General features: G+C 69.9%; 17 protein-coding genes. 8 read left to right on the forward strand and 9 right to left on the reverse strand.

Annotated features, from left to right (window positions below; translation table 11 throughout):
• Positions 1–7: 7 nt before the first annotated feature.
• From VGL85_RS04815 to VGL85_RS04825, 3 genes are read right to left on the reverse strand one after another with little or no spacing between them, the layout of a single operon-like run.
• Positions 8–163 (reverse strand): hypothetical protein, encoded by a 156-nt coding sequence (locus tag VGL85_RS04815; protein WP_331586548.1) that lies wholly within the window; start codon positions 161–163, stop codon positions 8–10.
• Positions 164–170: 7 nt separating this feature from the next.
• A complete protein-coding gene (locus VGL85_RS04820; RefSeq protein WP_331586550.1) occupies positions 171–782 on the reverse strand; it encodes a DUF6338 family protein in 612 nt (203 codons plus the stop codon).
• Between the two features lie 3 nt (positions 783–785).
• Positions 786–1,283 (reverse strand): Lrp/AsnC family transcriptional regulator, encoded by a 498-nt coding sequence (locus VGL85_RS04825; protein WP_331586552.1) that lies wholly within the window; start codon positions 1,281–1,283, stop codon positions 786–788.
• Positions 1,284–1,424: 141 nt separating this feature from the next.
• On the opposite strand from VGL85_RS04825, the gene VGL85_RS04830 reads away from it, so the two are divergent.
• The 3 genes from VGL85_RS04830 (at position 1,425) to VGL85_RS04840 (ending at position 5,823) form a co-directional block, all read left to right on the forward strand.
• Complete coding sequence (locus VGL85_RS04830) at positions 1,425–4,868, forward strand: indolepyruvate ferredoxin oxidoreductase family protein (protein WP_331586554.1); 3,444 nt, start codon at positions 1,425–1,427, stop codon at positions 4,866–4,868.
• A 103-nt stretch (positions 4,869–4,971) separates the two neighbouring features.
• Positions 4,972–5,292 (forward strand): hypothetical protein, encoded by a 321-nt coding sequence (locus VGL85_RS04835; protein ID WP_331586556.1) that lies wholly within the window; start codon positions 4,972–4,974, stop codon positions 5,290–5,292.
• A gap of 60 nt (positions 5,293–5,352) precedes the next feature.
• A complete protein-coding gene (locus VGL85_RS04840) occupies positions 5,353–5,823 on the forward strand; it encodes a hypothetical protein (RefSeq protein ID WP_331586558.1) in 471 nt (156 codons plus the stop codon).
• Here the strand turns inward: VGL85_RS04840 and VGL85_RS04845 are convergent.
• Positions 5,820–7,016, reverse strand: a complete 1,197-nt coding sequence (locus VGL85_RS04845) for a hypothetical protein (protein WP_331586560.1) — start codon at positions 7,014–7,016, stop codon at positions 5,820–5,822. The two genes, VGL85_RS04840 and VGL85_RS04845, sit on opposite strands and share 4 nt — an antisense overlap.
• Positions 7,017–7,165: 149 nt before the next feature.
• Here VGL85_RS04845 and VGL85_RS04850 point away from each other — a divergent pair, with 149 nt between their 5' ends.
• Complete coding sequence (locus VGL85_RS04850) at positions 7,166–7,795, forward strand: hypothetical protein (protein WP_331586562.1); 630 nt, start codon at positions 7,166–7,168, stop codon at positions 7,793–7,795.
• A gap of 19 nt (positions 7,796–7,814) precedes the next feature.
• Here VGL85_RS04850 and VGL85_RS04855 read toward each other — a convergent pair whose 3' ends face one another.
• Positions 7,815–9,017 (reverse strand): serine hydrolase domain-containing protein, encoded by a 1,203-nt coding sequence (locus VGL85_RS04855; protein WP_331586564.1) that lies wholly within the window; start codon positions 9,015–9,017, stop codon positions 7,815–7,817.
• 373 nt (positions 9,018–9,390) lie between these two features.
• On the opposite strand from VGL85_RS04855, the gene VGL85_RS04860 reads away from it, so the two are divergent.
• Together VGL85_RS04860 and VGL85_RS04865 are read left to right on the forward strand one after the other, a co-directional pair.
• A complete protein-coding gene (locus VGL85_RS04860; RefSeq protein WP_331586566.1) occupies positions 9,391–10,503 on the forward strand; it encodes an NAD(P)/FAD-dependent oxidoreductase in 1,113 nt (370 codons plus the stop codon).
• Positions 10,504–10,572: 69 nt separating this feature from the next.
• The gene (locus VGL85_RS04865; RefSeq protein WP_331586568.1) at positions 10,573–12,501 is read left to right on the forward strand and encodes a M1 family metallopeptidase; all 1,929 of its coding nucleotides are present in this window, start codon (positions 10,573–10,575) and stop codon (positions 12,499–12,501) included.
• Positions 12,502–12,648: 147 nt separating this feature from the next.
• Here the strand turns inward: VGL85_RS04865 and asnB are convergent, their stop codons facing one another.
• Positions 12,649–14,454: an asparagine synthase (glutamine-hydrolyzing) gene (gene asnB, locus VGL85_RS04870; RefSeq protein ID WP_331586570.1), complete on the reverse strand. Its 1,806-nt coding sequence runs from the start codon at positions 14,452–14,454 to the stop codon at positions 12,649–12,651.
• A 3-nt stretch (positions 14,455–14,457) separates the two neighbouring features.
• Entirely contained in the window at positions 14,458–15,486 is a 1,029-nt protein-coding gene (locus VGL85_RS04875) for a glycosyltransferase (protein WP_331586572.1), read from the reverse strand.
• A gap of 136 nt (positions 15,487–15,622) precedes the next feature.
• Between VGL85_RS04875 and VGL85_RS04880 the strand changes: the two genes are divergently transcribed.
• Positions 15,623–15,940, forward strand: coding sequence for a hypothetical protein (locus VGL85_RS04880; RefSeq protein WP_331586574.1), 318 nt, complete (start codon positions 15,623–15,625; stop codon positions 15,938–15,940).
• A 15-nt stretch (positions 15,941–15,955) separates the two neighbouring features.
• Here VGL85_RS04880 and VGL85_RS04885 read toward each other — a convergent pair whose 3' ends face one another.
• Positions 15,956–16,159 carry a hypothetical protein gene (locus VGL85_RS04885; protein ID WP_331586576.1) on the reverse strand — a complete coding sequence of 68 codons (204 nt, stop codon included), beginning with the start codon at positions 16,157–16,159 and terminating at the stop codon, positions 15,956–15,958.
• Between the two features lie 167 nt (positions 16,160–16,326).
• Between VGL85_RS04885 and VGL85_RS04890 the strand changes: the two genes are divergently transcribed.
• Positions 16,327–18,090, forward strand: coding sequence for an FAD-binding oxidoreductase (locus tag VGL85_RS04890; RefSeq protein WP_331586578.1), 1,764 nt, complete (start codon positions 16,327–16,329; stop codon positions 18,088–18,090).
• Between the two features lie 6 nt (positions 18,091–18,096).
• On the opposite strand, the gene VGL85_RS04895 is transcribed toward VGL85_RS04890, so the two are convergent.
• On the reverse strand, positions 18,097–20,553 hold the full coding sequence (locus tag VGL85_RS04895) for an ATP-binding protein (RefSeq protein ID WP_331586580.1): 2,457 nt from the start codon (positions 20,551–20,553) through the stop codon (positions 18,097–18,099).
• Positions 20,554–20,727 lie beyond the last annotated feature (174 nt).

Genomic DNA, 20,727 nt, shown 5'->3' on the forward strand with positions numbered 1-20,727 from the left:
GCAGCGCTTACTTGCGCTTGACGGTCGCCTGGCGGGGCGGATCGGGCGGCAGGGCGGAACCGCCCTTCGGGGGGTTCCGGGGCCCGTCATAGGCCGGCGAGGCGCCGAACAGGCTCCATGAGCCCTTGGGCGCCGGCTTGTTCGTATTGGGCTTCGTCGCCATGGCTCACCTACTCGTCGCGGAAGAACTCGATCCAGTCATAATCCTCAGGCCGGAACAACGCGCCGTTGGACTCGGTGACCGGGGTCGTGAAATGGCCGTTCCGATCGAGCTTCCAGAGGGCCTCAAGATAGATGTGGCCGGAGTCCGGTTCAACGCTGGCGAAGGACTTCGATCCGAAATAGCCGCCGACCAGCTTGCCGTTCTTCAGGTGCACGATGACCCAGCAAGGCTCATGGCGGGTGAAGTAGTTGTCCCAGGCCACGTGATGCGGCGGCAGCAGCCAGCCCCTGCGCGCGCCGAGCCGCTGGAGAACGCGGAAAAGCGGCGGCCAGATCGCCGGCCCGAGCACACAGACCAGCACGCCCAGCGCCCAGACGAGGGGATAGTTGGTCGATGCGCCGTTGAGCTCCTGGCTCACCCGCCGGACCGCCCAGGCAAAGACCGCGGCGTTCAGCAGTGAATAGGCCAGGGCGTCGACGATGAAGTCCGCGCCGGTGGATCGCTTGCCCGGCTGCATCAGCCGGTCGACCTTGATCGAGACGAAGCCTGGCAGGAACAGCGCCACGAGCGCCGCGAACTGAGGAAGGGTCAGCGCGACGAGCTTGGCGATGTCGTCCACGCCTTACCCCTGGGCGCTCACGTAGGGGCTGATCAAGCCGAGCGGCGCGGCGGTGGTGTGCTTCACCGAGCGGATGACGATGCGGCTTTCGATGTTCGACACCAGGCCCAGCGACAGGATGCGCTCGCGCAGGAAGTCGTCGAAGGCGTGCATGTCGCGGGTGACCACGCGCAGCTCGTAGTCGGCCGAGCCGGTGACCGTGGCGCACTGCACCACCTCGGAGAGCTTGCCGATCGCGGTCTCGAAGGCGTCGAGGTTGTCCTTGGTCGGCAGGCTCAGTTTGACGGTGCAATAGACCTCGAATCCGAGGCCTAGTTTCTCCCGGTCCAGGATGGTCACCCGGCGCTGGATGACGCCGGCGTCCTCCAGCCGCTTGATCCGCCGCCAGCAGGGGCTGGAGGACAGTCCGACCCGTTCGGCGATCTCCGCTACGGATAGTCCGGCGTCATACTGGATGAGGTCGAGTATCTTGGCATCGACGGCGTCGAGGACCTCGGACAAGTTTTCCTCCCCCCTGAGGGCTTAAAGTGCTCTGTTCTTGCCCCGGAACGGACAGGCCGGGGCACGCTTTTGGCAAGCAATTGCTGCGATCTTATATGATCTTCTAAAGCAGGATCGAGGGCCGAAAGGAAGAAAATTGCGATGCGGCACGCTGAAGTGACGCTCGACGACAAATTTCTGCTCACGGAAGGCCGGGTTTTCATCACCGGCGTCCAAGCTCTCCTGCGCGTGCTGATGGATCAGCACCGGCTGGATGCGGCCGCCGGCCTCAACACCGCCGGCTTCGTCTCCGGCTACCGCGGCTCGCCGCTGGGCGGCCTCGACCAGCAGGCGCACCGCGCTCAGAAGTTCCTGGATTCCGCCGGGATCGTCTTCAAGGAAGGCGTCAACGAGGACCTGGCCGCCACCGCCGTCTGGGGCAGCCAGCAGGCCAACCTGTTCGCCGAGACCGCCAAATACGATGGCGTGTTCGGCATGTGGTACGGCAAGGCGCCGGGCGTCGACCGCACCGGCGACGCCTTCAAGCACGCCAATTTCGCCGGGACCTTCCCCAAGGGCGGGGTGCTGGCGGTGGCCGGCGACGACCACAACTGCAAGTCCTCGACGCTCCCGTCGCAGTCGGAATACGCCTTCCAGGACTTCGAGATGCCGGTGCTGTCGCCGGCCGACGTGCAGGAGGTGCTGGACTACGGCCTGATGGGCTACGCCATGAGCCGCTTTTCCGGCCTGTGGGTCGGGCTGATCGCGCTGGCCGACACCATGGATTCGGGCGCCACCATCGACGTTGACCTGAAGCGCCACAGCCACGTCCTGCCGGAGAGCTTCCGCGCGCCCGCCGGTGGCCTCGGCATCCGGCTGAAGGACCAGCCGCTGGACAAGGAGCGGCGGCTGCGCACCCAGAAGATCCCTGCGGCCCTGGCCTTCGCGCGCGCCAATCGGGTCGACCGGGTGATGCTGGGCGCCTCGCGGCCGCAGCTGGGCATCGTCTGCCAGGGCCAGGCCTACAAGGACGTGATCGAGGCCTTCGCGGCCATGGGCATCTCGCCGGCCGAGGCCGCGAGCCTGGGCGTCGCCATCTATAAGGTGGGCATGCCCTGGCCGCTGGAGCCGCAGGGCGTCCGCGCCTTCGCCGCCGGCCTCGAGACCATGATGGTCATCGAGCACAAGCGGCCGCTGATCGAGACCCAGGCGCGCGCGGCGCTCTACGACCTGCCCGCCCACGCCCGGCCGAAGATCGTCGGCAAGGTGGACGAGCACGGCCACCCGCTGTTGTCGGAGATCGGCTCCCTGTCGGTGGCCGAGGTGGCGCTGGCGATCGCCGACCGCCTGCCGCCGGGACCGCACATGGACCGCGTGCACGACTACCTGGCCCGGGTCTCGGCCGCGTCGATGGCCGCCGTGACGCTCAGCGCCGACCAGCAGAGGAAGCCGTTCTTCTGCTCCGGCTGCCCGCACAACACCTCGACCCGGGTGCCGGAGGGCAGCCGCGCGCTGGCCGGCATCGGCTGCCACTACATGGCAAGTTTCAACGACCCGTCGACCGACCTCAACAGCCACATGGGCGGCGAGGGCCTCTCCTGGGTGGGCGCCTCGCCCTTCACCAACGAGAGCCACGTGTTCGTGAACCTGGGCGACGGCACCTACAATCACTCGGGCTCGCTGGCGGTGCGCGGCGCCGTCGCGTCGGGTTCGTCGATGACCTACAAGCTGCTGTTCAACGACGCCGTCGCCATGACCGGCGGCCAGGCGGCCGAGAGCGGCTTCACGCCCGCCCAGATCACCCGCCAACTCGCCGCCGAGGGGGTGAAGACCATCGTCATCGTGGCCGCCGAGCCCGAAAAGTACCAGGGCGTCGCCGACCTCGCGCCCGGCGTGGAGGTGCATCCGCGCTCGGAGCTGATGGCGGTGCAGGAGCGGCTGCGCGAGACGCCAGGTGTTTCCGTCCTGCTCTACGACCAGGTCTGCGCCACCGAGAAGCGCCGCCGGCGCAAGCGCGGGCGCATGGACGCCGCCCCGCAGCGGGTGATGATCAACCCGCTGGTCTGTGAAGGCTGCGGCGACTGCTCGAAGACCTCCAACTGCGTCTCGGTCGAGCCGCTGAACACCGAGTTCGGCCGCAAGCGGAAGATCAACCAGTCCTCGTGCAACCAGGACTACACCTGCCTGGAGGGCTTCTGCCCCTCGTTCATCACGCTCGTCGGCGCCGAGAACCCGCACCGCGAGGCCATGCCGGCGCTTACGGCGGACTCGACCCCGCTGCCGGCCTTCGCCCCGTTCGAAGGCGTGAAGAACATCGTCTTCACCGGCGTCGGCGGCACGGGGGTGACGACCGTCGCCTCGATCCTGGCCATGGCCGCCCACGTGGACGGCCGCGCCGCCAGCGTCGTCGACATGACCGGCCTGGCCCAGAAGGGCGGCGCGGTGTTCAGCCACGTGCGCATCGGTGAGACCGAGGAGACAGTGGTGGGCGGGCGCGTGCCGGCGGCCAGCACCCATGTGCTGATCGCCTGCGACCTGCTTTCGGCCGACGGCGCCGACGCGCTGGCGCTCTACGCCAAGGACCGCACGGTGGCGGTGGGCAACGCAGACTTCGCGCCGACCGCCGACTTCGTCACCGACCGCGACATCCGCTTCGACGCTGACGTCCAGGGCCGCCGCCTGACCGCGGCGGTGAAGTCCTATGACGCCCTGCCGGCCCAGAACCTGGCGGTGAACAACCTGGGCGATGCGATCTACGCCAACATGATCATGCTGGGCTTCGCCTGGCAGAAAGGCGAGATCCCGGTCTCCAGCCGCGCGCTCTATCGGGCGATCCGGCTGAACGGCGTCGACGCCGAGGCCAACCTCCAGGCCTTCGAGCTGGGCCGCAAGGCGCTGGTCGATCCGGACAGCCGCGGCAAGCGCGAGGACGACGTGCCGACGCCGGAGACCCTGCCGCTGGACACCCTGATCGCCCAGCGCACGGCCGAGCTCACCGCCTACCAGAACGCCGCCTATGCGAAGCGCTACGCCGACCAGGTGGCCAAGGTGCGCGCCGCGGAAGCGCCCCTGAAGTCCGAAGCCCTGACCCGGGCGGTGGCCGTCAATCTCTATAAGCTGATGGCCTACAAGGATGAGTACGAGGTCGCCCGCCTCTACACCGACGGCCGCTTCCAGGCCTATCGCAACGAGACCTTCAAGGGCGGCAAGACCAGGGTCTGGCTCTCCCCGCCACTGCTGGCCCGCAAGGGGCCGGACGGGCGGCCGAAGAAGATGGCGTTCGGCGGCTGGATGCTGGACGCGGCCTTCCCGGTGCTGACCAAGCTCAAGGGCCTGCGCGGCGGCCCGCTGGACATCTTCGGCTACACCGCCGAGCGCAGGATGGAGCGCGGCCTGGTCGCCGACTACGAGGCCGGCCTCGCCAAGCTGGTCGCGGGCCTGACGCCCGAACGGCTGGAGACCGCGGTGCGCATCGCCGCCATCCCGCAGAAGATCCGCGGCTTCGGCCACATCAAGGAAGCTTCCGTCGCTCCCGCCAAGGCCGAGGAGAAGGCGCTATGGGGCCGCTGGGAGAAGCAGGCGGAGAAGGCTCTGGAGCCCGCCTGAACTGGCGTAACCATGTGACGCAGCGACTTCCAAAGCTACGGCGTTAGAGTCACTGTCGATCCGTCACCGGACGACTCAGGTGTCTTCTATTCGAGTGGGGCGAATGGACGAACGCGAAGAGAAACGTATCCACGACAATGTCTCGCTTGTGGGCTTGCGCGCCCATGCGACGGCGGTGGGGTTCCTGACGCTGGCCCGCGAGCTGGTCCGCGCCGGGGTGCTGGACGAAGCGGCGGTGGACCGGATCAAGGAGGCCATCGTCAAGGAGCTGTCGGTGACCCGCAGCCGCGCCACCTCCGCCGAGGAATTCGAGCGAACCACCCGCCACCGGCTGGACGGCCTGTTCGCGGGCGACGAGCCGGTGGGCGGGACGCCGCCGCCGGAGATGGCGGCCGGCCGGCCGGAGCCCAACTCCACGCATTGACAGTCTGAATTACAGGCGTAACTTTATCTGAAGTACAGGCGTACTTTGGATGAAACCGCCATGACGTTCTCGACGGAAATCGGCCGCAAGCCTCGTCCGGACGCCACCGCGCGCTTCACCAGGGGCACGGTGATCTTCCTGGCTGCCGCGATCCCATTGGTCGCCGCCTTCGCCTTCTGGAACCACAAGCACCAGATGCTGGTGGCGTGGGACATCCGCGGCCCGGCCTGCCCCCTGGCGCGCCATGCCTGGAGCGAGATCGCCCTGCATCGCCAGCCGCACACGTTCAAGTACGGCGGCGCGGACTTCGCCCATGTGTTCGGCGCCGCCCGCTGCGCTTCGGTCCCGCACGGCCATGCCCTGAGCCGCGAGGCCGACTATGTCTGCCAGTTCACCCGGCCGGCGATGATCGCGGTCACCACCGCCGATGGCCGCAAGGTGCTGTTCGAGCCGGGGTACGAGCGCCAGGCGACGGTGGCGCTACGGGGCGGGGCGCTATCCTGCGTGGTCGGCGGCTGGCTGCAGGACTAGGCGCGGCGGCGTTCGGCGTGGGCGGTGCGGTGCAGGCCGGTGGCGATCGCCAGGCCCACGGCCTGTAGGGCAAAGCCCAGGACCAGCACGCCATGGACGTTCTTGTCATTGACGACCAGCGCCGCCAGCAGGGGGCCGAAGGCGGCGGCCAGCAGCTGCACCGTGCCGCTCTGCATCGTCGCGCGACGCGACGGGTCGGCCTCGACGGTCATCGGCAACAGGAAGGGCGCGGCGACATAGGCGGCCAGACCGGCCACGCCGGTCAAGCCGATGAACAGCCAGGCGGGCGCATGGAAGGCGTAGGTCGTCCAGGCGGCGGCGAAGGCGGCGGCGCAGACCCAGAAGACGGCGATGTAGCGGACCCGCCCGGCGATCGCGGTCGCCACCACCCCGCCCAGCATCTGGCAGGCCAGGCTGACGGAGACGGCGGTGCGCCCCACGGCCACGCTGAGGCCGGCCTGCTGGGCCAGGGGCACGAGGTAGAGGGTGACGGCGGTCAGCGGCGCGGCCATGGCCAGGGTGCCGGCCAGCGCCAGCCAGCCGCGCGGCGGCGGCGCGCCGGAGAGTTCCTCGCCGCCGGGCGCGCCCAGGCGGGTAGGCAGGAACGGCGCCAGGGGGATCGCCAGGGCGGCGCTCACCGCCACCACGACGAAGCCGCCATTGGCCCCGAAGCGCGGCAGGACGAAGGCCGAGACCCCGGTGGCGACGGCGAGCTGCGACAGGCCCATGCCGGTGAACAGCAACGCCGCCCACCGCTCCGGCGTGGCGGTGCGCGAGATAAAGCCGATGGCGATCCATAGCAGGATCCCCTCGGGCGCGCCGGCCAGGCCGCGGATCGCCAGCACGCCCGTCCCGCTGGCCGCCGTGGTGGCGAGGTCGAGCGCGGTGAGGGCGGCGGCGGCGACAGCGGCGATGGTCCGCAGGCGCACCGGCTTCAGCATGATCCCAGCGGCGCCGGTGACCACGGTGGTGACAAGCGCCTCGATCATCGCCGAGAGCCCGATTCCGGCGGCGGAAAGGCGGTGCTCCTCGGCGAGCGTGGAGAACAGGATGCTGAATAGGCCGGAAATCAGCAGGGCCAGCACGCCCAGGACGATCGCCGCGGCGGCCTCGGTGGGGTTGAACGGCGGCCCGGCGACCTCGGCGACGCTGTCGGTGAAGATCGCATCGTCGGCATCGGGCTGGGCGGTCATAGGCGGTAGGTTCGCGCGGAAACGGCGGCGGCGCCTAGGGGGTATCGGAGGCGGCGGCCGGCTCCTCTACCGGATGCGGAGCATCGCGGGAGAGGAGCGGTCTGCCCGCGCGTCCTTGACCGAGGCCGGGCCCGGAGCAAACTGCCGGCATGGCGCTAAGGGGTTGGAGGGTTGCGGTCGCGATCACAGCGACGTTCGCCGGCGGATCAGCTTCGGCGGCGGCGCTCCCGGCCGAGATCGTGGGGCAGCTTCCCACGGGCTATGCCGTCCTCGGGTCGGCCGACGCGACGCCCCTGGCCGGCCACCAGTTCTACTTCGTCGCCCTCGGCTCCCGGACAGAGCCGAAGCATACCCTGACCGAACGACGCGCCGCGCCCGCGCGGCCGCTGCTGATCTTCGAGACCGGTCCGGACGGGCGCTATGTTCTCGTCGGACGCAATGACGACATCGTCCTGCGCGCCGATGACGGCGGGCTGGCCGGGAACGGCTGCGATCCGTTCGAGCGACGCCACATCGCCGTTCGGGGCCCATACTTTACCGTCGAGAACGGCGTGTCCTGCGGCGCGCACTGGACCGACTACGTCACCTTCCGATTCGATCCGCAGGTCGGAGGCTATGTCTTCGACAACTGGCGAGCCCAGTGGTGGAGGTTCAATCCCAGCCAGGATCCCGACGCCGAAGCCCTGATACCGGAGAAGCCGATCGTGATCCGCGCCGCGAAGGGGCAGCCGGTCTCATTCGGGACCTGGCGGCGGCCGGAGCGCTACTTCAAGCGATGACGATGCGGATCGCGCGCGCCTACTTCACGCCCACCGCCGCCTTCACCCCGTCCACCATGGCGAACTCGGCCACGTTGAGCGGCTTGCCGGTCGCCGCCGGCCAAGCGGCGTTCTGGACGATGATCAGCCTGTCCTTCGGGAAGGTGATGATCGACTGGCCGAAGATGCCGATGGCGGAATAGGCGCCGGCCGGGCGGATCCACCAGAAGTAGCCGTAGCCGCCGGCCGGCTTTCCGGTGGCGTCGTAGTTCTCGATCTCCTTGCGGGTCGCCTGGGCCATCCACCAGTCGGGGACGATGCGCTTGCCGTCCGCCAGGCCGCCGCCGAGCGCGAAGAGGCCCACGCGGCCGTAGTCGCGCAGCGTCATGGAGATACAGCAGCCGCCGCGGTCCTGGCCGCCCGGGTCGGTCATCCAGACGGCGTCGCGCTCCATGCCGTAGGGCTGCCAGATCTTCTCCGAGGCGTACTGCGCCAGGCTCTCGTGGGTGGCCTTGGAGACCAGCACGCCGACCAGGTCGGTCTCGCCGGTATTGTAGTGCCAGACGGTCCCGGGCGGATGGGCGCGCGGCAGCTTGCGCAGGTAGCTGACCATCGGGTTGACGCCCGGCTCGGTGACTTTCTGGCCGGCCCTGGCGACGTCGGAGTTGGGGTCGGCGTAGTCCTCGTTCCACTTCACGCCGGAGCTCATCATCAGCATCTGGCGCACGGTGACGCCCTCGTAGGCGCTGCCCTTCAGCTCCGGGATGTAGGCGGTGACCGGGTCGTTGATCGATTTGATCTTGCCGTCCTGGATCGCAGCGCCGACCAGGGTGGAGGTGATCGACTTGGCGACCGAGAAGGAGGTCCAGCGGTCGGTGGGCTTGCGGCCCAGGGCGTACTTCTCAAGCACGATCTGGCCGTCCTTCAGCACCAGCAGGCCGGAGACCCGGTAGGCGGCCATGTACTGGTCGATCGACATGGTCTTGCCGTCGATGGTGACCTTGGGCGCGATCTGGCGGGCGGCCACCGGCAGCGGATGGACCTTGGTCCCGCGCTTGATGACGTCGGTCTTGAAGATGTGCTCGATGTCGCGGAAGCCCTTGGCCTGCTGCTCGCCGCGCCAGTCGAGGATCGAGGCGATGGCCTTCGGTTTGCTGGGATCGATCGAGACCTGGGACCAGGCGGCGGTCGCCGCCAAGCCCAGCGCCAGCGAAAGCCCGGCCGCCCCGATCAGCGTCTTCATGGATCGTCTCCCCGAATGTCGCGGGAAGCTATCGCCTCCGCCGGGGATTTGAACCCCGGAAAATGGAAACCACGAACGGCCCGAACGCAAAGACGCCGCCGGCTTGCGACCGGCGGCGCCTCAGGTTGTTGGTTTGGAGAAGGTCACACCGCCGCGGACGCGTGGCGTGATCTGAACCTCATGCTGGACCCTCCGACTCCGACGCTTCGACAAGGTGGGGAGCGTCCGCCGGCGCGCGGCGGGCGGACAGCGGTTTCGCGCCTGCTGCGAAGTTTTCGCGCCGGGGTGGAAGCCGGCGCATCATTTGCGAAGTCGGCCGCGAAGTCGGCCGGGCGGGTTCCCAGCGCCCGCGTTCCGGGCTAGGCCCAGGCGCATGGCGGAGTTCGATTTCGACGCGGTGGTGGTGGGCGCGGGCTGCGTGGGGCTGGCGACCGGCTATGCGCTCGGCAAGCGCGGCCTGTCGGTCGCGGTTCTGGAGAAGGAGGCGGCCATCGGCCAGGGCGTCTCCTCGCGCAATTCCGAGGTGATCCATGGCGGACTCTACTATCCGACCGGCTCGCTGAAGGCGCGCCTGTGCGTGCAGGGCCGGCGCGCGCTCTACGCCTTCTGCGACGCCCACCACGTGGACTACGACCGCTGCGGCAAGCTGGTGGTGGCCACCGCGCCGGACGAGGTCGAGCGGTTGGAGGCGATCCTCGAGCAGGCGCGGATCAACGACGTCGAGGGCATGGAGCAGTTCACCGCCGCCCAGGCCATCGCCATGGAGCCGGAGCTGGCTTGCTACGGTGCGCTGTGGTCGCCGCAGAGCGGAGTGCTGGACAGCCACGGCTACATGCTGGCGCTGGAGGGCGAAATCGGCGCGCATGGCGGCGCGGTGGTGACGTCCACGCCGTTCGAGGGCGCGAGCCCGCTGGAGGGCGGCGGCTTTTCGGTGCGGGCCGGCGGCGAAGAGCCTGCGACGCTGAGCTGCCGTTATCTGGTGACCGCGCCCGGCCTCTTCGCGCAGGAGGCGGCGGCGACCATCGAGGGATTTCCAAAGGCGGAGATCCCCAAGGCCTTCTATGGCAAGGGCATCTATTTCCGGCTGATGGGCAAGGCGCCGTTCGCGCGCCTGGTCTATCCGCCGCCGATCCATGGCGCGCTGGGCACCCACTATCGCCGCGACCTGGGCGGCCAGGCGGTGTTCGGGCCGAACCTGTTCTGGGTGGACGAGCTGGACTATTCGGTCGACCCCTCGGCGCGGGCGGCCTTTACCGCCTACATCCGCAAGTTCTGGCCGGCCGTGCCGGAGGAGCACCTCAGCCCCGACTACGCCGGCATCCGCCCCAAGCTGCACGGGCCCGAGGATCCGCAGCCGGACTGGCGCATCGACGACGCCTCCGCCCACGGCCTGCCGGGCCTGGTGGCGCTGTTCGGGATCGAGAGCCCCGGGCTTACCTCATCCCTGGCGCTGGGCGAGAAGATTACGACGCGGCTCGAACTCTAGCCGCCGGCCCTTGCCCCAAGGCCGCCCGCGGCGCCAGATGCCGCGCTCACGCTCTTCCGGGGGATTCCTTTGCGCTTCATCGTCTTGTTCGCCGCCGCGTCGCTCCTGGCGGCCTCCGCCCACGCCCAGACCTATGATCCCCTGAAGACCTTCGCGCCGCTGAGCCTGCCGGCGCCGGCCAATTCGATCCGCACGGGGTCCGGCGCGCCGGGCCCCGACTTCTGGCAGAACCGGGCCGACTTCAACATCGCCGCCAAGATCGACACCAGGGCCCACGTGCTCACCGGCGACGAGACGGTCACCTATACGAACAACAGCCCTGAGGCCCTGGGCTTCCTCTGGTTCCAGATGGACCAGAACCTCTACCGCCGCGACAGCCGCGGCTACGCCATGTCGGGCGGCCGCCGCGTCGATCCCAAGTCGTCGACCGAGGGCTATATCGTCGACGCCGTGACCGTGAACGGCAAACCGGTGAACACGGTCGTCTCCGACACCCGCATGCGCGTCGACCTGCCGGACGCGGTGAAGGCCAAGGGCGGCCAGGTGAAGGTGCGCGTGCAGTATCACTTCACCATCCCCGGCCTGTTCGGCGGGCGGATGGCCTGGAACACCAACAAGGCCGGCGACATCTACGACCTGGCGCAATGGTATCCGCGCCTGCAGGTGTTCGACGATGTGCGCGGCTGGGACACCCTGCCGTACCTCGCGAATGAGTTCTATCTGGAGTACGGCAATTTCGACTACGCGGTGACTGTGCCGGCCGACATGATCGTGGCGGGCTCCGGCGCGCTGGTGAACCCGAACGAGGTGCTGACGGCGGAGCAGCGCGCCCGCTTCGACCGCGCCAAGGCCAGCGACAAGACCGTGGTGATCCGCACGCCGGAGGAGGTGGCCGCGACGCCGCCCGCGGGCGCGGCCACCAAGACCTGGCGCTTCCACATGGACAACACCCGCGACGTGGCCTTCACCGCCAGCCGCGCCTTCGTCTGGGACGCGGCGAAGATCAACCTGCCGGACGGCAAGACCTCCGTCGCGCAGTCGGTCTATCCGCCGGAAAGCGTCGGTGCGAACGGCTGGAGCCGGTCCACCGAATATATGAAGGACGCCGTCGAGCGGTTCTCCAAGCGCTGGTATCCGTACCCCTGGCCGAACGCCATCAACGTGGCGGGGCCGGCCACCGGCATGGAATATCCGGGCATCGTCTTCGACGGCATCGACGACAAGGCCAAGACCCTGTTCTTCATCTCGGCCCACGAGATCGGCCACAGCTGGTTCCCGATGATCGTCGGCTCCGACGAGCGGCGGAACGCCTGGATGGACGAGGGAATCAACACCTTCATCGACGTCTATGAGAGCGACGACTTCGAGGGCGGGGTCTATGGACCCAAGCGCGACGGGGAATATGCGCCGTCGCCGGCCGGCTCGCCCGCGGACCAGATCGCCGAGCTGATCAAGGACCCCGAGGCGCCGGTGATCATGAGCCGGGCCGACACCATCCGCGAGAAGTACCGCCACCCGGTGACCTACTTCAAAGCCGCCTTCGGGCTGACCCTGTTGCGCGAGGATATCCTCGGGCCGGAGCGGTTCGACACCGCGTTCCGCAAGTACATCGCCGACTGGGCGTTCAAGCATCCCAAGCCCAGCGACTTCTTCCGTGAGATGGAGAGCGCCGGCGGCGAGGACCTGTCGTGGTTCTGGCGCGGCTATTTCCTGAACAACTGGAGCCACGACATGGCGGTGACCGAGATCGTGAACGACCCGGCGAAGGGCGCTTCCGTCACCGTGGAGAACCGCGGCCAGCTGGTGCTGCCGGCGACGCTCAGGGTCACCTTCAGGGACGGCAAGACGCGCGACATCCGGGTTCCGGTGGAGACCTGGATGCAGAGCGGCAAGCACACCTATACCATCGAGGGCGGGGCGGTGGCCGAGGCGACGGTGGATCCGGACCATCGCCTGCCGGATGCGGACCGGTCGAACAATTCGATGAAGGCGAAGTAGGCGCACCACGCCCTCATAACCGCCGTCATCCTCCGGTCGCCCGAAGAGGCGAGCCGGGGGACCCATTCGGCGTCGCCCTATCCTGCAATACAGCTTGGGTCCCCCGGATCAGCCTGGCGGCTGACCGGAGGATGACGTGCTTTTGGCTCAGACCGACCCCACCAAACTCGCCAGCGCCTCGTCGGGCTTGGCGCCCTCCAGGTGGATGCGGGCCCAGAGCGCCAGGAACAGCAGGGGCCAGCGGCGGCCTTCGGGGAACTGGGCGGCGTCGGGGGCGATGCGGCGGACGGCTTCGACCTCGGCGATGCGGGCCGCGATGTCGGCCGCGCGCGGCGCGATCCAGGCTTCCACGGGCACGGTGAAGCCTTGCTTGCGGGCCCAGGGTTCGCTGGCCGGGCAATGCCGCTCCAGCCATTTGCGCAGCAGCCACTTGCCGTAGCGGCCCTGGACCTTCTGGGCGTCGGGCAGGTTGAAGGCGAAGGCGGCCACCTCGCGGTCGAGGAAGGGCGTGCGGCCTTCCAGGCCGTGGGCCATCAGGCAGCGGTCGAGCTTGAGCAGCAGGTCGTTCGGCAGCCAGGTCTGGATGTCGGCCCACTGCGCCTGCTGCAGGGGCGTCAGGCCATCCGGCCCGCGGGCCTCGTGCCGCCAGTGGGCCAGGGCCGCCTCATCGGCGCCGCGCGGCTCGGCGGGGCGGCCGCCCAGCCAGGCGGGGCGCAGCGCACGGCGATAGCGGCCGTAGCCTGCGAACAGCTCGTCGCCGCCCTCGCCGGTCAGCACGACGGTGAGCGTCCCCTTGGCGGCCTCAGCCAGCTTGTAGGTGGGAAGCGTCGCGTAGTCGGCGGTGGGGTCGTCGAGCGCCCAGGCGACCTCAGGCGCGATGCGCCAGAAGTCCTCTTCGCCGAAGCTGGTCTCGCGCCAGTCGAGGTTCAAGGCCCTGGCGACCTTCTCGGCCTGGGCGCGCTCGTCGGCGGCTTCGGGGACGTCGAAGCCGCAGGTGAAGGCGGTGACCGGCCGCGCGTTGAGCCGCGCCATCAGCGTCGCGATGGCGGTGGAATCGACGCCGCCGGACAGGAACAGGCCATAGGGGACGTCGGAGCGCTGGTGGACCTTCACGCTGTCTTCGAGGACGGCGTCGAGTTGATCCAACAATCCCCGCTCATCCCCGCGAAGGCGGGGATCCATGCGAGGCTTCGTGGCGGCCGCGGATTCAGCTTGGATTCCCGCCTTCGCGGGAATGAGCGGAAGCGGGTTCTTCCAGGCCTGGCGCCAATTGGCGACGACGCGGCCGTCGCGGACCTGGAGCACCTCGCCGGGGACCAGGCGGCGCAGGCCCTGGAAGAGGGTGCGTTCGGCCAGGGTGTAGTTGAAGCCCGCCAGCTCGCGGCCGGCGTCCGCGTCCAGCACCGGACCCATCAGGCGGGCGTGCAGGAAGGCGCGGGGCTCGGAGGCGAAGGCCAGGCCGCCGTCGTGCTCCATGATGTAGAGCGGCTTGATGCCGAAGGGGTCGCGCGCCAGCCAGGCGCGGCCGTCGCCGCCCAGCAGGCAGAAGGCGTACATGCCGCGCAGCCGCTCGAACGCCGCCTCGCCCTCGCGGGCGTAGAGGTGCAGCAGGGACTCGAAGTCGGAGCCGGTGGCGAGCGCGTCGGCGAGGGCGTGGTCGCGGGCCAGCTCGACGTAGTTGTAGATCTCGCCGTTGCCGACCAGGGTCGAGCCCGCCGCGCTGATCGGCTGCCAGCCGCCTTCCAGGTCGATGATCGACAAGCGCGCGTGGGCGAGGGCGGCCGCGCCCGGTCCGGCGCCACCCCGCTCGCCTTGCGAGTCGCCCGCCCCACGTGGGGGAGGGAAGGAGAGCGTCTCCATGCGGATGCCGTCGGGGCCGCGATGGGCGAGGGCGCCGATCATCGGCGCGAGGCGGGCGTCCTTGCCGCCGAGCTGGCCTGCGATGCCGCACATCCCTCAGGCGGCCCCGTAGTCGGCGAAAAGGGTTTTCCATTGGCCGACGACCGCGGCCTCGGAAAATTCGGCGGCGACGCGGCCCAGGCCCCGTTCCGCCAGCGCCTTGGCGCGCCTGGGGTCGGCCATCAGGGCGCGGACCGCCTCGGCCAGCGCGCCCGGATCGTCGATGGGGATCAGCACCCCGTCACGGCCGTCGTCGATCAGCGCCTTGGGACCCTGGCTCGCCGCAGCGATCACCGGCAGGCCGTGCGCCCAGGCCTGGATCACCACATTGCCCAGCGGCTCGTAGCGCGAGGGGAAGACGCAAAGGTCGGCGGCCCGGTAGAGCGCGGAGGCGTCGGTCCGCCAGCCAAGGAAGCGCACGCGACCCTGCACTTTCAGGGCCTCGGCCAAGGCCTTCAGCCGCGCCTCCTCCGGCCCGACGCCGGCGATCCACAGGAAGGCCTCGGGCAGCAGCGCCAGCGCCTGCAGGGCGATGTCATGCGCCTTGGCCTCGTGCAGCCGGCCCATGGCCAGGAGCAGGGGCACGCCCGGCGGCGTGTCGAGGCTTTCGCGGGTGACAGGCGCGGCGGTCGACGGGACGGCGGCGAAGTTGGGGATGCAGCGCACCCGGCCGGCCGGCCAGCCCTGTGAGACGATCCACTCGGCGATGTCCTCGGTGTTGGCGACCAGTTCCTCGAAGCCGGCATAGTATTTGAGGTTGTAGTAGCCGCCGAGCCGGCCGATCCGCGCCCACGGCCCGCGCGGCGCATGGCGCGCGGCGCGGTTCATCCAGGCCAGCTCCAGGCGGGTCTTCTGCAGGGACGCGTAGCCCGCGACGGCGGTCCGGGTCAGGATGTCCAGCGGCCCGCCGAAGGCCAGGGTCTTGTAGGGCACGCCCGCGGCCTTGAGCGCCGCCTCGCGCCCGGGATGGCGGCGGAGCGCCACGGCCTGGCGGACGCCCGCCCGCGCCAGAGCGGTCACCAGGTCGACGAAGTAGGTCTCCGCCCCGCCGTCCCCGGCCGTTCCCAGAAGGTGCAGCACGCTCATGTGTGGACGCGAACCTAGCGGGTTGGGCGTGGCGGCAGAAGAGGGGATGGCCAGCCGCTTCCGCCCCGGGGGCTCGAAGCCTTTGCAGAGTTCGCGGAATTGGCGTTAGCATCACACGTTATCGGAGTGTTGCGTCATGTTGTTCGCGTTGGGGGTCGCCGTCGCTTTCCTCACCCAGGCTGCGCCGGATGCGGCCCAGCCGCCCGCCGCCGCCCTGCCGCCCGTTCCCGCCGCTTCGCCGGCCGGCAAGACCGTCTCGCCCCTGGTGGTGACGCCGCAGGCCAAGCCCACGGTCAAGGTCGAGCAGAACACCTATGTCTGCCACAGAGAGAAGGTGCTGGGCTCGATGTTCCCCAAGAAGGTCTGCGCCACCAAGGCCCAGATCAGCGAACGGCGCGCCGAGGACCAGGAGCAGGTGCGCGAATGGGTCCGCGTGAGGCCGCTGGCGCAATAGGCGCGCCACCCCTGCTCAGTGCAGGGTCAAGGCCAGGGCGAGCACGCCGGTGACGCCGATCGGCGGCAGGACGACCAGCGCCCAGTAGCCCCGCGGATGGGCCGCGCGGCTCACCGGCGGCAGGCCCGGAAGCCAGACGGCGCCCAGCTTCAGCGCCACGACCACATAGACCCCCAGCGTGAAGGGCAGCAGATAGATGGGGTCGGCGATCCCACGCATCGGGCGAGCTTAGCGTTCGGCCTTCCGCTCGTCACGGCTCAGCCGCCGCTCGTCCCAGGCGCGGCGCCAGATGTCCCCGCCGCTCCGCCGCGCGGCCCGCGGCGGTTGGAAGGCCGGGCGACGGCGAACAGTATGGACCGGTCGCAATTCGAGATCGGAGCCGCCTGATGACCCGTCGACATTTCCTGGGCGCCAGCCTGGCGCTGGCCGCCGGCGCCGCGCTGGGAGGCCCTGGGGCCGCCGCAGCCGCGCCGCTGAGCCGCGTCCGCTCCGGCGGTCCGGGCTGGCCGCGCGAGGGCGACTGGGATGGGCTGAAGCAAGCGGTGGGCGGCCGCCTGATCCGGCCCGTCGCGCCCGACGTTTCCGACCCGGCGGTGCGGGTGCTGATGAAGAACCCCTTCTATGTGGGCGACCAGCCGGGCCTGACGCAGAGCTCCGGCTGGTTCGAGGCTTGGCGCTCGTCGCCCAGCGCCTATGCCGTGGTCGCGGAAAGCGCCGCCGACGTGGCCCAGGCGGTGCGCTTCGCCCGGGCCCACAACCTGCGCCTCGTGGTCCGCGGCGGCGGGCACAGCTACCTCGGCGCCTCCAACGCCCCGGACTCGCTGATGGTCTGGACGCGGAAGATGCGTCAGGTGCAGGTCCACGAGGCCTTCACCCCGCAAGGATCGAAGGCCGCGCCGGTCCCGGCGGTGTCGGTGGGCGCGGGCTGCATCTGGCTGGACGCCTACAAGGCGGTGACCAACGGGGCCGGGCGCTATGTGCAGGGCGGCGGCTGTACGACAGTGGGGATCGCGGGCCTGGTGCAGGGCGGCGGCTTCGGCAGCCACTCCAAGGCGTTCGGCACCGGCGCGGCCGGCCTGCTGGAGGCCGAGGTGGTGACGGCCGATGGCAAGGTGCGGGTGGTGAACCAGGCGCGCGAACCCGAGCTCTTCTGGGCGCTGAAGGGCGGCGGTGGCGGGACCTACGGGGTGATCACCCGGCTGACGCTCGCCACCCATCCGCTGCCGCAGACCTTCGGCGCTGTGCGGATGAGCATCCACGCCAGGTCCGACGAGGCCTACCGGCGGCTGCTGGCGCGCTTCGTCGAGCTCTATGCGACCAGCCTGCACAACCCGCACTGGGGCGAGCAGGTGCATGCCGGGCCGAGCAATCGCCTGGACGTGGAGATGGTCTTCCAGGGCCTGACGGGCGCCGAGGCGCGGGCGGCCTGGGCGCCGCTGGTGGCGTTCGCCGACGCAAGCCCCGGCGACTACGAAGGCCAGCGGTCGCTGCTCGCGCTCGACCTGCCGGCGCGGAAGTTCTGGGACGCGACGTTCATGAAGAACGCGCCCGGCGCGATCACCCAGGACCAGCGTCCCGGCGCGCCCGCCGGAAACTTCTGGTGGACCGGCGACGGCGACCAGGTCGGGGCCTATTGGAACGCCTATACGTCCGTCTGGCTGCCCGATTCCCTGCTGCGGCCGGAAAACCGCGCAAAGCTGGTCGACGCCTGGTTCGCCGCGACGCGTCAGTGGAGCATGGGGTTCCACTTCAACAAGGGTCTTTCCGGCGCACCGCCCGAGGCGATCGCCGCCTCGCGCGACACCGCCACCAATCCGCAGGTCCTGGACGCCTTCGCCCTGGTGATCATCGCCTCGGCCAGCGGCCCGGCCTATGCCGGCATGCCCTTGCCCAATCCCCAGCCGGCGGCGGTGTCCCGAAGCCGGGTGCAGGCTGCGATGACCGCGCTGCGCGCCTGTGCGCCGGGAGCGGGCTCCTACGTCAATGAGACCGACTACTTCCAGGCGGACTGGCAGCGGGCGTTCTGGGGCGGCAACTACGCGCGGCTGCTGCGCGTGAAGCGGCGCTATGACCCGCAGGGGCTGTTCACCGTCCACCACGGCGTAGGCAGCGAGGGCTGGAGCGCCGACGGCTTCACCCGCAGGGCGTAGGGTTCGCTAGGCCGCGGCCTCGTCGGCGTCGCCGGTCGGAGGCTCGATGGCTTGGCTGATGGCCTCCAGCAGGCGCGCGACCTCGATGGGCTTGGGCACGAAGCCGTCCATGCCGGACGCCAGGTACTCGGTGACCTGGTGGCTCATGGCGTTGGCGGTGAGCGCCACGATGGGGGTGCGACGGCGGCCGGTCTCGGCCTCGCGGGCGCGGATGGCGCGCGCGGCGTCGGGGCCGTCCATCACCGGCATCTGCACGTCCATCAGGATGACGTCCCAGGCGTCGGCTTCCCAGGCGGCCACGGCCTCGGCCCCGTCGCCGACGATCACCGGATCGAGGCCGACCTGGGTCAGCAGGGTCTTGAGCACCAGCTGGTTGACGGCGTTGTCCTCGGCGGCCAGCACGCGAATGGCGCCGCGCGCGGCGGCGACGCGGGTTTCGGAGACCGGTTCAGGCGCGGGCCGAGCACGGCGGGAGCCGCGCCGGGCTGCCAGGCGAACCGGAGCCAGCGGCAGGGTGACGGTGAACACCGAGCCCTTGCCCGGCTCGCTCTCGGCGCTGACCTCGCCGCCCATGAGCTGGGCGAGTTCGCGGCAGATGGCCAGGCCCAGGCCGGTGCCGCCGTAGCGGCGGGTGGTGGTGGCGTCGCCCTGCTCGAACTTGGAGAACAGGCGCGAAAGCGGCTCCGCGGCGATGCCGATGCCGGTGTCGGAGACGGTGACCGTCAGGCCCGCGCCGGTGCGGTCGACGCGAACGCCGACCCCGCCGGTTTCGGTGAACTTGATGGCGTTGGAGACCAGGTTGTAGAGCACCTGGCGCACGCGGGTGGAATCGCCGCGGTAGGCGCCGCGCGCGGCGGGCGTGACCGACAGGTCGAAGTCGATCCCCTTGGCGCCGGCGATGGCGGTGAAGGCGGCATAGGCGCCGCGCGCCAGCTGCTCGATGTCGAACTCGGTCTCTTCCAGCTCCAGCTTGCCGGCCTCGATCTTCGACAGGTCCAGCACGTCGTTCAGGATGGCCAGCAGGCTTTCGCCCGACTGGCGGATGACGTCGAGGCGCTCGCGCTGGTGGGCCGGCAGGTCCTCGGCGGACATGGCCTGGGCCATGCCGAGCACGCCGTTCAGCGGCGTGCGGATCTCGTGGCTCATGGTGGCCAGGAAGGCGGACTTGGCCTTGTTGGCGGCCTCAGCCTCGTCGCGGGCGACGCGCAGGGCGTGCTCGGCCTCGCGGCGGTCGGCGATGTTCTGGATCGCGCCCACCACCTTCAGCGGCGTGCCGTCCTTGTCGGACACCAGACGGATCGAGGCCTCGACCCAGATCTCCTTCCCGTCCTCGCGGGCGATGCGGTACTGGGGCCGGTAGGGCGCGCCCTCCTCGACGTGCCGCCGCCAAGCCTCGCGCACGGCGTCGCGGTCGCGCTTGTCGATGGTGCGGAACAGGCTGGGCGCCAGATCCTCATAGGTCTGCGGGCGCTCGAAGAAGCTGTCGAGGGCGCCGGCCTTCTTCAGTTCCTGGCGCGCGTAGTCCAGTTCCCAGACGTGCAGGTTGGCCACGTCTAGGGCCATGTTCAGCCATTCCTCCGAGCGCTCGGCGCGCTCCAGGCTCTCCACCAACTCGGAGATGTCGTCGCCGGTGATGATCAGGCCGGCGATGTCGCCCGCCGAGTCGCGCCAGGGCTTGATCTCGGTCTGCATCCACATGGTGCGCCCGTTCATCTCGCCCACCGGCACGCGGCTGGCGGAATGGCGGTTCCCGAACTTGATGCAGTCGTCGTAGATGTGCCGCCAGGGCTCGTAGACCTGGGGTGCGATCTCGAAGATCGTCTTGCCCACATAGGGCTTGTCCCGCAGGCCCAGGTGGGCCTCCCAGAGGCGGCTGGCGGCGACCACCCGCAGGTCGGCATCGGTGAGCACCAGTGAGATCGGCACCGCGCCGAACAGGGCGGCCTGGGTGGTGCGCGCCAGGCTCAGCTCCTGGCGCGAGCGGACGTGGGCGTGGGCGATCTGGGTCCGCTCCCACTCGTCGGCGACGAAGGTGGCGAGCGCGGTGAGCTGGGCGGCCTTGGAAGCGTCGTAGGGCTCGGTGTTGACACTGAAGATCGCCAGGACCCCGGGGGTCGTGCCGTCCTGCAGCCGGATCGGGGCGGCGATGTAGGCGCGCAGATGGGGCGGCCCGGTGACCACCGGCTCGTCCTTGGTCATGGGATGGGCGCTAGCGTCTTCGATCCACAGCATTTCGCCGGTGGCGATGGCGTGTTCGGCCACGTGGTCGCGGGTGGGCAGGCCTTCATCGTAGCGGCTGCGCCAGGCGACCCCATCCTTGACCAGGACGATCAGGCTCTGGGCGCCGGCGAACAGGCCGCGGGCGACCAGGGTCGCGCGGTCGAACACCGCCAGCGACGGCTCCAGGCCGAAGGGCAGGGTCTCGGCCGGCGGGCCGTTCGTCTTCCGCCCAGTCGGGTCCAAGCCATTCCCCACAAACGACGTTTTTTACAGTATCCATGAAAGGGATTAACCGAAGGATGCCGGCTGGGAACCGCCTCCTGAGGCGGGTTGCCGCAGGCCACGGCCTTGTGCCGAAATGGCACATAACACCCGGATTTCGCGAGAGTTTCGGTCGGTATGCCCGCTATGCGGGCA

This window comes from Phenylobacterium sp., from assembly GCF_036501465.1.
Lineage (GTDB): Bacteria > Pseudomonadota > Alphaproteobacteria > Caulobacterales > Caulobacteraceae > Phenylobacterium.